Raw genomic sequence first — 11,925 nt, 5'->3', positions numbered from 1 at the left:
TTTTTCTAAAGACTATATATTGCCTAATAGAGAAAATCCTAATTCGTATAAATATATCGAGTTTTATAAAGATAATGAAATAGAAAGTTTTTATCAAAGTAATGGATTCGATGTATTCTTTTTTATGGATATTTTTGGAGAATACCTAAAGAAGAAACATGTAGGATTGTTTTTTTTTTCAATAGAAAAATTATTGAAGTGTATTTTCGTTTATCGCATATATTCAATACGTGAACTTCGTATTTTTTTAGTCTTTGAATTGCGTGTAAACTTTTCAATTTTCATATTAAAGAAAATCAAACCGTCATATATTATCGTTGGGTATGATATTCTGTTTCCAGCATATTTCCAGTTAGCTGCAAATGAACTTCAAATTAAAACGATTGCTCTCACTGAAAGACAGTTTGTTATGCACTCGGAAAACCTGCCTGTTTTTGTAGATTATTATTTTATTCCAGGTGACAGTTTTAATCGGGTGATAGAGAAAAATCAATATTCGATTGTAGAAAAAACTTTTTCTATCGGTTTAATCCGAACGGATTATGCTTTCGAACTTCAAAAAAAAGTGAAAGTTAAAAAAAATCAGGTAATTATATTTGATTTCCACAGTGAAGAAGTTAATTCGATTTCACTTTTGTCCTGGCAAAATAATTTGCTTTTTTATAAAGATATTTATAAATTGATTAGTAATTTCCCTCAGTATGAATTTGTAATTCGGGGAAAAAATATTCTTTGGACTAAATTGGCATATTTTCAAGAAATCTTTCTGAAATTGAAACAGTTAAGAAATCTTATCATCAGTGATATAGATGAAATTGGAGAGAGTTATCGTTTGCTTGTGCAGTCTGAATATGTTATTGCAAGAGTGACTTCAATTGCCGAGGAAGCAATTGCAATGGGAAAGAAAGTTATATTTCATGAAAACTTTCTTGAGGGCCGGCGAGATATATTGAATTTATTTGGCTTAGATAACATGGCCCTAGTTTCCTATGATGCTAATGAGCTAATCGAATCATTCACTCAGATAATTGACTCAAGTCACGATTTTAGAGATTTTAAAAAAATTATAGATATGTATTCCATTGCTGATGGGAAGGTTAGGGAAAGATACTTGGAAAGAATAAAAGTAATCTTCGAAACTGTTAGCAGAAAAGATTTCGTTTTTTCTGATTCGGTCAAGTCAATTTCTTGATGATACTCTTATGAAGCAAAACTTCAATCATTAGGTGCTCCTTTCTATATATGACCAATTTAACTAGAGCACTTTTTCTTGATCGTGATGGTGTCGTCAATCTTGATTATGATTATGTACATAGAGTAGAGGATTTTGTCTTTCAAGATGGGATTTTTGAACTTTGTCAATTGGCTAATGCTAAGGGTTATTTAATCTTTATCATAACTAATCAAGCGGGGATAGGGCGAGGCTACTACTCTGAAAGAGATTTTCTAATATTAACGAAATGGATGTTATCTGAATTTAAAAAGAAAAATTGCAATATTAGAAAGGTGTTTTTTTGCCCCTATCATCCTGAACATGCTAAGGGAAAGTATAAACGTAATTCGTTCTTTCGGAAACCAAATCCTGGTATGATTCTGAAGGCAGCTAGAAGGTATTCTTTAGATTTATCTAAATCGGTTTTAGTTGGTGATCAGATCAGCGATATAGATGCTGGCATCAATGCTGGGATCAATACAAATATTTTGATTCTTAGTCAGAAGAATGAAAATCAACTCTCTCATTCTAGTTTTGTTAGTGTTGGTTCTTTGAGAGAATCCTTTCCTTATTTTATTTAAAACATTTTTTTTTTAAACTGATGAATCAGAACATAGATTTACCCATATTCATTTTAGCTGGCGGACGTGGAACCAGGTTATCTTCAGTTGTCAATGATGTTCCTAAACCATTGGCACCAGTGTTTGGAAAACCATTCCTGCAATATCTTCTGGAGAATTACCATGACCAAGGATTTAGGAGATTCTTTTTTCTATTACATTATAAAGCGGATTTAATTATCGAATATGTAGAGAAAATGAAAGAAACCTTGCTGAATCATACTGAAGTTCAATTTTCGATAGAGCCCTCCCAATTAGGAACAGGTGGAGCAGTGGCCCATGCTTTGAATTCACTCAAGTTTGAGGGTGAATTTTTGATCGTAAATGCAGATACATGGGTAGATAAAAAATCAATGTTGAATGTTGCTGAATCTTCTTCGCCTTCAATAGCGATAATACATACCAATGACGTTTCTCGTTATGGAAAAGTTTCTTTTGATGGAAAATTTGTGTTAGAGTTTGAAGAGAAGAGAGAGAATGCGGGAGCAGGTTGGATTAACGCAGGTTTATATAAATTGCATTCAAGTATTTTCATAGGAAGAACTGGAGAATTCTCTATGGAGAACGATGTTTTTCCTGAACTTGCTAGACAAAGAAGATTGAGAGCTGTTCCATTAAATACAGAATTTATTGATATTGGAATTCCAGACGATTACAAACGTTTCCAAGATTGGATTGAGTCAGGTAGGGAGGAGAAATTTTGAAATTCGATTTGTTTTTAATTTCATATACCAATTCCGTTGAGGAAACTTTAAAGAAAATCGAATCGAATCATCTCGGTTTTACCCTCGTACAAAACGAAGAAAATCAAATTATTGGTCTGGCAACTGATGGTGACATTCGCCGTAACTTACTGAATGGAAAAAGTCTAAGTTCACTTATTTCCGAAAGTATGAATCGCGAGTTTCTTTGGGCTTCTAGTAATTCTCCAAGAGAACAATTATTGAAAATGCTCGATTCTCGAATTCGTTTCATACCAATCCTCGATGAAAATAAAAAATTAGTAGGAATCGTCACAAAAGATGAATTACCTCATTTAGAAGAACGGAAAGTATATGCTAGAGCAAGATCACCCGTTAGAATTAGTTTTGGAGGAGGAGGTTCTGATTTAACTCATTTCTTTTCCAATGAAAAAGGTGCAGTCATCAATTCTACAGTTACACTTTATACACATGCTACAGTAAGGGTGAGAGATGATTATAAAATTATTTTCCATTCAAGAGATTTAAATGCTTCGGTCGAATTTGATGACTATGATGATTTGCTGAAACGAGAAACTGATTTTAAATTATTCCAATCAATAATCAAAGTCGTCCGTCCTAACTTTGGCTTTGAACTGTTTGTTCATTCAGATTATCCTATGAACTCTGGTTTGGGTGGATCCGCCGTTGTATCATCAGCAATTTTAGGATGTTTCAATCAATTCAAAAAAGATAAATGGGACAATCATGAATTAGCTGAATTGGCGTTTCAAGCTGAACGATTAGATTTAGGGATTGCAGGAGGTTGGCAGGACCAGTATGCAACTGTGTTTGGTGGCTTTAACTTTATGGAATTTGCACTGGATCAGAATATCGTCCATCCTCTACGACTTTCTCGGGATGTAATGATTGAACTAGAAGAAAGTTTAGTTTTATGTGACACCGCGACTACCCACGATTCTGGTAATATTCATGATGACCAACGTGAAACAATGAAAGAGTCTGAGATCAAACAAAAAGTAAAATCAAATGTGGAACTTACTTATGAAATGAGAAATCATCTGCTCAGGGGTCGCTTATTACAATTTGGATTGTGTTTGCACAAAGCGTGGGAAATTAAAAAAGGATTAAGTTCCAAAATTTCGAATAACTTTCTAGATAAAATTTATAAAGATGCCATGGATCATGGTGCGATCGGTGGTAAATTGTTGGGTGCTGGCGGGGGTGGTTTTTTTCTATTTTATGTTCCTCCTTTTGCAAAACATGAATTGTTAAATTGGATGGATTCTTCTGGTTTAAAATACCGTCCATTTCGTTTTGATTCGGAAGGTTTACAGGCTTGGACTGTAAGAGAGGAGTTAGTGAAAGAGGATTTAATAATATTATGATAAAAATTGGGAATTTTGAAATCGGAAGTGGTAGAACTTTCATAATAGCTGAAATAGGAAATAATCATAATGGTGATTTAAAAAAAGCCAATGAATTAGTAGACGCGGCAGTTTCCGTTGGAGCCGATTGTGCAAAGTTCCAAATGAGACATTTGGAAGAAGTCTATCGTCAAAAGAGTTTAAAAAAGTCAGGAGAAGATTTAGGTACTGAGTATATCTTGGACTTACTTGAAAAATTTGAACTTGATAAAGAATTTCATAGAAAATTAAACTTTTACTGTAAGGAGAAAGGAATTCTTTATTTATGCACTCCTTGGGATTATAAAAGTGTTGATATTCTTGAAAGTTTTCCTGTTCCTGCTTATAAAGTAGCATCTGCTGATTTAACAAACGTCGTGCTTCTTGATCGGTTAATAGAAACAAAAAAACCACTTATATTATCCACTGGAATGAGTAATACAGAGGAAATTCTTTTTACTCGTGACTATCTAAAGAAAGCAAATGTTCCGTTTGTGTTTTTACATTGTAATAGTACCTACCCGGCACCTCTACATGATATTAACCTTAAGTGGATGACTCAGTTACAGGAATTCCATAATTACATCGGATATTCTGGTCACGAAAGGGGAATCAACATAACTCTTGCTTCTATAGCTTTTGGAGCCATGGTTGTAGAACGCCATTTAACACTAGATCGGAATATGGAAGGTCCTGACCATGCGGCAAGTTTAGAAGCTAACGAGTTTTCTAAACTTGTGAAAGGAATTCGAGAAATTGAAGAGGCTCTTGGATCCTCTCAGTATGAAAGAAAACTGAGCCAAGGGGAGATGATCAATAGAGAGAACCTTTCGAAAAGTTGTGTTGCATCCAAGCCGATCGCAAAGGGGACAGTCATCACAAAAGAAATGATAAAGGTTCTCAGTCCAGGGCAGGGGCTTTCACCGCAGAAAATAAATGACTTAATAGGAAAAACAATTCAGCGGGATATGTTGGAAGAAGACTATTTCTTTCCATCGGACTTAAGCGAAAAAAGAATTGAGCCTAAACAATATAAATTTAGTAGGCCATGGGGAGTACCGGTTCGGTACCATGACTTTCAAGAGTATTATCATCGAGTCAAACCTGATCTTTTTGAATTCCACTTGTCTTATTCTGATATGGAGTTGGATCCAGGAAAATACCTAAGTGGAACATATGACTGTGAATTTGTAGTACATGCTCCTGAATTGTTTGAAGGTAGTCACTTGATGGATCTTGCGACACCAGACGATGCCTATCGTAAAATTTCATTAAAAGAAACGCAGAGAGTGATTGATATCACTCGATCCTTAAAACAATTTTTTCCAAAGACTAAGAGGCCCTTTATCGTCGCAAATGTCGGTGGGATATCCATGGACGGAAATCTTCCAAAAGATATTTTGCCTTCATACTATCAAAGGTTTGGTGAAAGTTTACAGATGCTGAATCAAGAAGGAGTGGAACTTATCCCACAAACGATGGCTCCCTTTCCTTGGCATTTTGGTGGACAACGATATCAGAATATTTTTGTTCATATTGCTGAAATTGAAGAATGGTGTAAAAAATTAAATTTGAGAATGTGTTACGATGTCTCACATACCATGCTCACTTGTAATCATTTTGGTTATGACTTTTATGATTTTTCTAAGAGAATTGCTCCGTTTACTGCCCATATCCATATGGGCGACGCTAAAGGATTAAATGGAGAAGGATTGCAGGTGGGAGAAGGTGAAATTGATTTCCCGCGTTTAGGTAAGATCTTCGGTGATTTAGCACCAAAGGCTTGGTTCATTCCTGAAATCTGGCAAGGTCATAAAAATGGTGGTGAAGGTTTCTGGATTGCTTTAGAAAAGTTGGAAGGAATTCTTTAATGTCATTTGAAAAAATTAAAGAAGTCATTCAGTCATCGATTGCTGTAAAAGAAGCGATTTATCATTCAGATGCCCTGTTAACTCAAATAAACAAGCTAGCTGATTTATGTTTACAATCACTCAAATCAGAAGGAAAGGTTATCTTTGCTGGAAATGGGGGAAGCTTTGCTGACTCTCAACATCTAGCTGCAGAATTTATTTCTAGACTACAGTTCGATCGAGCTCCACTCGCATCAGTAGCATTAGGAACTAATAGTTCCTCGACAACAGCTATTGGAAATGACTATGGTTATGATCAAATTTTTGTAAGAGAACTAAAAGCAATCGCACGTCCAGGAGATGTTTTTATCCCCATTTCAACCAGTGGGAATAGTCAAAATATTGTTTCCACCATTGAAACTGCAAAGTCTATGAAGTTGCACGTGGTAGCTTTAACGGGTGAGTCTGGTGGAAAATTAAAAGAACTTGTTGAATGCATTTGTATACCTTCAAAAAGAACAGAAAGGATCCAAGAGGCCCATATTATGATTGGCCATATCATTTGTGGCCTTGTTGAGGAAAATTATTTCTTAAAATGAAATTACAATCTTGCTATCTTTGTGGTAACAACTCTTTTCTAAACCGACCAGGTAAAGTCCGTGATCATGAAAGTCTTGCAATAAAAGAATGCCAATCCTGTGGATTGGTTTTTTTATCTTCGTTTGATCATATTAAAGATACACATTACCAGGATTCTGGAATGCACGGAGAATCCTTACCAGAAATCAGTGAATGGCTGAAGGAAACGGAAAAGGATGATGAAAGAAGATTTCAGTTTCTGAAAGAGAAAATGGTAAATCGGAAGGTTTTAGATTTCGGCTGTGGCGTTGGTGGATTTTTACTTAAGGCTAAAAATGTTGCCACCAAAGCAGACGGCGTGGAATTAGAGACCCGTTTACAAAATCATTTTCAAAAGAATAATATCAATGTTTATACTAGTTTAGAAGAATTAGAAAAGAAACGGAATACTTACGATTTAATTACCGCATTTCATGTAATCGAACATATTTCAGATCCGGCTTCTATGATCATAAATTTATCTAAATTGTTAACAAATGGCGGTGAGTTGATCATTGAAGTTCCTAGTTCAAGTGATGTTTTGTTAACTCTTTATGAAAATAAACAATTCTCGGAATTCACTTATTGGAGCCAACATCTCTTTCTTTTTAACGCTAAAACGTTTGAGACACTTATAAGAATCGCGGACTTACAGTTGAACTGGGTGAAACACATTCAGCGATATCCGCTTTCAAATCATTTATACTGGTTAGCAAAAGGCAAACCAGGTGGTCATAAAGTTTGGAATCATTTAAATTCTGAAGCATTAGACAAAGCTTATGAAGCTAGTTTGGCTTCTAATGGCCTTACGGATACAATCATCGCTTCTGTTTCATTGAAAAAAGGAAAAACATAGATGAAAAATATGTTAGGAGTTATGCAGGGAAGGTTACTTCCCAAGTACAAAGGTCGCTACCAAGCCCATCCAGTTGGTTATTGGCAAGATGAATTTCCCATTGCACAATCTTTAGGTTTGGACTGTATAGAATTTATTCTTGATTTTAATGATTTTGCGAAAAACCCCCTAACTTCGGAAGGGGGAATTCAAGAACTAAAGAATTGTATCAAAGAAACTGGGGTGAAAGTGGTTTCTATCTGTGCTGACTATTTTATGGAGGCACCGTTTCATTCCAAGGATTTAGATACGGTTAAGAAGAGTCAAAAAGTCCTTTCTTTATTATTAACAAATGGCAATCAAATTGGTGTGAAAGATATTGTGATTCCTTGTGTGGATCAATCCTCTCTAAAAACTCAGGCTGATAAAAGATCCTTCTATGAAAATCTTTCACCGTTGTTGAAAGAAGCCGAATCTGCGAATATTCGATTGTCATTAGAAACAGATTTAGGTCCAAAAGAATTTTTAGAAATTATCAGATTGTTCGATTCGAAATATTTAACAGTCAATTATGATATTGGTAATAGTGCTGCTTTGGGTTTTGATCCAGTGGAAGAGTTTTCGGAATACGGTAGTTACATTACAGATATACACATTAAAGATCGAAAGTTAAATTCTAGTTCAGTAGAATTAGGGTTGGGTGATGCAAAGTTTGACCTAGTTTTATCGATGATTCAGAAAATAAAATACACAGGGCCTTTCATTATGCAGGCTTATCGCGATGACGAAGGATTGGAAATATTTAAAAAACAATTAGATTGGGTTCGAAATAAATTTATATTATTAGTAGGGTAAATGAAAACTGTTGCAATTATTCTAGCGCGCGGAGGTTCAAAAGGTATTCCTAAAAAGAACATTATGAACTTTTGTGGAAAACCTCTTATTTCGTGGACAATTGAACAATGTTTGTCCGTTCCATCGATTGATTCCGTTTGGGTTAGTTCGGATAGTGATGAAATTTTAAATGTTTCGACGGAAGCCGGAGCCAAACTGATTCGGCGTCCTGAAGTTCTTGCAAACGATACTGCTACTTCGGAGGAAGGTTGGATTCATGCTCTTGACTGTATTGAAGCGGAGATTGGAACTATAGATTTAGTTGTTGCTCCTCAAGTAACCTCACCATTGAGACATTCTACTGATTTTGAAAAAGGAATATTGCAGTTTAAATCAGGTAACTATGATTCTATGTTTTCGTGTAGCATTGCAGAGGATTTATATTTTTGGGAGCGCAAGGAAGATGGCGAGCTTGATAGTATTAATTATGACTGGAGAAATAGAAAACGTAGGCAAGATCATTCGCCACAGTATATTGAGAATGGTTCTTTTTATCTATTTTTACCATCGGTGATTAAGGAAAAGAATAATCGATTTGGAGAAAAAATTGGAATGGTCGAAATGGAATTCTGGAAATTATTCGAAATTGATTCAATGGAATCATTCCGTTTATGTGAATCAATTATGAAAAATTTTGTATTAGTTTAATTTTTAAAAGGTAATTTTATGGATAGTTCAGTTAACGAAAGTGGTCGCGTGGTATTTATGAATGGAAATTTAGTTCCAGAGTCTCAAGCGAAGATCTCGATTTATGATTCGGCTTTGATGTTTGGTGATATGGTCTTTGAAATGACCCGTTCATTTAACAAGGTACAGTTCAAACTTCGCGAACACTTAGAAAGATTATATGCAGGAGTGAAAATTTTGCGTATACCTCTACAGATGACGATTGATGAGATGGAAAAACATTGTTATGAAACCATGGAAGCCAATGATCATTTGTTTGCTTCTGACGATGAACATCGACTAATGATTGATGTATCAAGAGGAACGTTAGGAATTTACCAAGGTGTACAAGGATTACATAAGGGACCGAACGTGATTATTGCCGACTTCCCTTTGAGATGGACTGTTGCTTCCATGGGTAGTTTGTTTGATGTTGGCATTAATGCGGTAATTACATCGCAACGTGCGATTCCCGGTCATTTACTTGATCCTAAAATTAAAAATCGTAGTCGAATTCACTATCTAATGGCAAATATTGAAGCTTCATCGATTTCGGGTGATAACAATTGGGCACTTCTCCTGGATCCAGATGGATTTGTAGCGGAGGGAACGGGAGATAATTTTTTCATAATAAAAGGCAATACAATCATTTCACCTGAAGGAAGAAATATTCTACGAGGAATTTCTCGCGATTATGTAATGAATGAATTGGCTCCACAAATTGGAATGAAAGTTGTAGAGAAAAACTTTGATGCATACGATGTTTATACCGCAGATGAAGCATTTATGACAGGAACTCCATTTTGTATGTTACCAGTAACACAGCTAAATGGTTTACCAATTGGAAATGGAACAGTAGGGACAAAATTCAAGAGTATACTTGCACAATGGTCATCTAATGTCGGATTAGATATAGAAACACAGATTAAGAATTGGAACATAGTTGATGGTAAAAATCAATCGGATGCACCAACGCCTTATCGCTTTAAAAAATAAAAGAATCTATTTTGGATCTTAATCTAAAAAACAAACGCATCGTAGTCACTGGAGCTAGCCGAGGAATTGGCCTTTCTATTGCAGAAAGTTTTTTGAAGGAGGGGGCGAGAGTGGCATTGTTTGCGAGAACTGAATCGACATTAAATGATATTAGGAAATTTTTTTTAGGAAAGTATTCTGAGAATAATTTTCTGGTTATGGCTTGTGATGTTACTGATCCAAAAGCGCTCAAAGAAAATATTTCGAAACTGAAAGATACGTGGTTTGGTATTGATATACTGGTGGCAAACGTAGGGAACGGGAGTAGCGTTCCTGAGCCAATGCCAAACACTGAGGCATTTGAGATTGTGTTTAATACAAATTTTAAATCGGCCGAATTCGTAGTTCGTGAATTGATTCCAGATTTAATTGAATCGGAAGGCAATATTATTTTTATATCATCCATTGCTGGTTTAGAAGCATTTGGTGCTCCTACAGATTATTCTGTAGCTAAGGCTGCAATTATTGCTCTTTCGAAAAATCTTGCACGTAAATTAGCGCCAAAGATCCGAGTCAATTGTATTGCACCTGGTAATGTATATTTTCCCGGAGGTAGTTGGGATGATAAGATTCAGAAGGATCCAGAACGAATTCAGAATTTGATTGAATCTACTGTCCCAATGAAACGATTTGGATCGCCTGAGGAGATTGCTGATTTGGTTTTATTTTTAGCTTCGGAGAGAGCTTCGTTTATCACTGGTTCTTGTATTGTCGTTGATGGTGGCCAAACCGTCGGATTTCATTAGTCAATTTTTATGATGGATATATTTTCTTTAAAAGAGAAAGTTATAATTATTACTGGCGCTACTGGTTTATTAGGAAGCCAACATGCAGCTGTCGTTGCGGAAGCAGGTGGCATTCCGATTTTATTGGATTTGGATCAAAATAGGTGCAATCATTTAGCAATTGAATTGAAACAGAAATTTGGTGTAGATGCGGTTGGGTATAAGGTAGATATTACTAAAGAAGATGAAATTATTGAAAATGTAGCTTTGATCAAACAAAAATACAATTATATTCACGCATTGGTAAATAATGCAGCAAATAACCCAAAGGTAGAAGATTCTGCCGAAAAAGCATTTTCTCGATTAGAAAATTTTCCAATATCAGTATGGAATTCTGATTTAGCAGTAGGTCTAACCGGATCCTTCCTTTGTGCAAAACATTATGGTTACCTAATATCCGAAAATCCTGATGGAGGAACAATATTAAATATCTCTTCAGATTTAGGTTTGATCGCCCCCGACCAAAGATTGTATAGAAAGTATGGTCTACCGGAAAATTTACAACCTGTAAAACCAGTTACATATTCAGTTGTGAAAGCGGGTTTGATCGGTTTAACTCGTTATCTAGCAACATATTGGCCAGATAAAAATGTTCGTTGCAATGCCATTTGCCCTGGCGGAGTTGAAAACAACCAAAACCCAGAATTTCTAAAAGAAGTTACATCTCGAATCCCATTGGGACGTATGGCTAGAAAAGATGAATATAAGGGACTAGTTTTGTTTCTTTTAAGTGAGAGTGCAAGTTACCTGAATGGTTCCATTATTTCTGCCGATGGAGGTAGAACCGTTTGGTGAAAAATCGCCATCTTATCTTGACGGCACTTGAAGAAACTTGGCCGTCTGCCGACATACCGGTTCTTTTTCTAGGGGAGTGGTGTAAAATTTTTAAACGGAAAGAGAAATGGTCTGAATACGAATTCGAAACTGTACCATATCACTGGGATGATAGAGAGAAAATTAAGTATATTATTAAATTTAGATTTTACCTTTGATTTCCAACTCAATTTTTGATCAACAAAGTCTGGAAAATGTTTTTTAAGTTTTATATCAGAAAAATTAATATCGGAAGTTTTTTTCTTTTCAATAATAAAACTATAAATTGCATAATTCCATGAATCTTTATCATAGTAACTTGCAAAATCATTCATATCATTCGGCACAAGAAGTTTTGAAAGATTACTATCTATAGTAGTCACAATGGGACCATACTTTTCAACTGCCAACCGTATCATTTCACCTGAAGGAAGAAATATTCTACGAGGAATTTCTCGCGATTATGTAATGAATGAATTGGCTCCACAA

At 35.3% G+C, this 11,925-nt stretch carries 12 protein-coding genes; all 12 read left to right on the top strand.

Annotated features, from left to right (window positions below):
* Positions 1-1,192: hypothetical protein (locus EHQ62_RS00075; RefSeq protein WP_208720588.1), on the top strand; the 1,192-nt coding region annotated here is incomplete at its 5' end.
* Between the two features lie 50 nt (positions 1,193-1,242).
* Complete coding sequence (locus EHQ62_RS00070) at positions 1,243-1,794, top strand: D-glycero-alpha-D-manno-heptose-1,7-bisphosphate 7-phosphatase (protein ID WP_135640268.1); 552 nt, start codon at positions 1,243-1,245, stop codon at positions 1,792-1,794.
* 20 nt (positions 1,795-1,814) lie between these two features.
* Complete coding sequence (locus EHQ62_RS00065; protein WP_135640267.1) at positions 1,815-2,537, top strand: sugar phosphate nucleotidyltransferase; 723 nt, start codon at positions 1,815-1,817, stop codon at positions 2,535-2,537.
* Positions 2,534-3,922, top strand: a complete 1,389-nt coding sequence (locus EHQ62_RS00060; protein WP_135640265.1) for a GHMP family kinase ATP-binding protein — start codon at positions 2,534-2,536, stop codon at positions 3,920-3,922. Before EHQ62_RS00065 ends, EHQ62_RS00060 begins: the two co-directional genes overlap by 4 nt.
* Positions 3,919-5,811, top strand: a complete 1,893-nt coding sequence (locus EHQ62_RS00055; protein ID WP_167482812.1) for an N-acetylneuraminate synthase family protein — start codon at positions 3,919-3,921, stop codon at positions 5,809-5,811. The genes EHQ62_RS00060 and EHQ62_RS00055 overlap by 4 nt, the downstream gene beginning before the upstream one ends.
* Positions 5,811-6,389: a D-sedoheptulose-7-phosphate isomerase gene (locus EHQ62_RS00050; RefSeq protein WP_135640263.1), complete on the top strand. Its 579-nt coding sequence runs from the start codon at positions 5,811-5,813 to the stop codon at positions 6,387-6,389. The genes EHQ62_RS00055 and EHQ62_RS00050 overlap by 1 nt, the downstream gene beginning before the upstream one ends.
* The gene (locus tag EHQ62_RS00045; RefSeq protein ID WP_167482811.1) at positions 6,386-7,264 is read left to right on the top strand and encodes a class I SAM-dependent methyltransferase; all 879 of its coding nucleotides are present in this window, start codon (positions 6,386-6,388) and stop codon (positions 7,262-7,264) included. The genes EHQ62_RS00050 and EHQ62_RS00045 overlap by 4 nt, the downstream gene beginning before the upstream one ends.
* Complete coding sequence (locus tag EHQ62_RS00040; RefSeq protein WP_135640261.1) at positions 7,265-8,098, top strand: sugar phosphate isomerase/epimerase family protein; 834 nt, start codon at positions 7,265-7,267, stop codon at positions 8,096-8,098.
* Entirely contained in the window at positions 8,099-8,785 is a 687-nt protein-coding gene (locus EHQ62_RS00035; RefSeq protein WP_135640259.1) for an acylneuraminate cytidylyltransferase family protein, read from the top strand.
* An 18-nt stretch (positions 8,786-8,803) separates the two neighbouring features.
* The gene (locus tag EHQ62_RS00030) at positions 8,804-9,799 is read left to right on the top strand and encodes an aminotransferase class IV (RefSeq protein ID WP_135640257.1); all 996 of its coding nucleotides are present in this window, start codon (positions 8,804-8,806) and stop codon (positions 9,797-9,799) included.
* A gap of 11 nt (positions 9,800-9,810) precedes the next feature.
* Positions 9,811-10,584, top strand: coding sequence for an SDR family NAD(P)-dependent oxidoreductase (locus tag EHQ62_RS00025; protein WP_135640256.1), 774 nt, complete (start codon positions 9,811-9,813; stop codon positions 10,582-10,584).
* A gap of 9 nt (positions 10,585-10,593) precedes the next feature.
* Positions 10,594-11,418: an SDR family oxidoreductase gene (locus EHQ62_RS00020; RefSeq protein ID WP_135640254.1), complete on the top strand. Its 825-nt coding sequence runs from the start codon at positions 10,594-10,596 to the stop codon at positions 11,416-11,418.
* The last annotated feature ends 507 nt before the right edge of the window (positions 11,419-11,925 follow it).

Origin of the sequence: Leptospira jelokensis (assembly GCF_004769635.1) — a bacterium.
Classification (GTDB): domain Bacteria; phylum Spirochaetota; class Leptospiria; order Leptospirales; family Leptospiraceae; genus Leptospira_A; species Leptospira_A jelokensis.
Note: the sequence above shows the minus strand (reverse complement) of the source record. Positions and strands in the feature narration are given on the sequence as shown.

What these genes read in the sequence shown, in the direction of transcription:
- EHQ62_RS00040 (WP_135640261.1), top strand. Translation starts at nt 7,265, where the DNA reads ATGAAAAATATGTTAGGAGTTATGCAGGGAAGGTTACTTCCCAAGTAC.
- EHQ62_RS00030 (WP_135640257.1), top strand. Translation starts at nt 8,804, where the DNA reads ATGGATAGTTCAGTTAACGAAAGTGGTCGCGTGGTATTTATGAATGGA.
- EHQ62_RS00035 (WP_135640259.1), top strand. Translation starts at nt 8,099, where the DNA reads ATGAAAACTGTTGCAATTATTCTAGCGCGCGGAGGTTCAAAAGGTATT.
- EHQ62_RS00020 (WP_135640254.1), top strand. Translation starts at nt 10,594, where the DNA reads ATGATGGATATATTTTCTTTAAAAGAGAAAGTTATAATTATTACTGGC.
- EHQ62_RS00045 (WP_167482811.1), top strand. Translation starts at nt 6,386, where the DNA reads ATGAAATTACAATCTTGCTATCTTTGTGGTAACAACTCTTTTCTAAAC.
- EHQ62_RS00050 (WP_135640263.1), top strand. Translation starts at nt 5,811, where the DNA reads ATGTCATTTGAAAAAATTAAAGAAGTCATTCAGTCATCGATTGCTGTA.
- EHQ62_RS00065 (WP_135640267.1), top strand. Translation starts at nt 1,815, where the DNA reads ATGAATCAGAACATAGATTTACCCATATTCATTTTAGCTGGCGGACGT.
- EHQ62_RS00055 (WP_167482812.1), top strand. Translation starts at nt 3,919, where the DNA reads ATGATAAAAATTGGGAATTTTGAAATCGGAAGTGGTAGAACTTTCATA.
- EHQ62_RS00070 (WP_135640268.1), top strand. Translation starts at nt 1,243, where the DNA reads ATGACCAATTTAACTAGAGCACTTTTTCTTGATCGTGATGGTGTCGTC.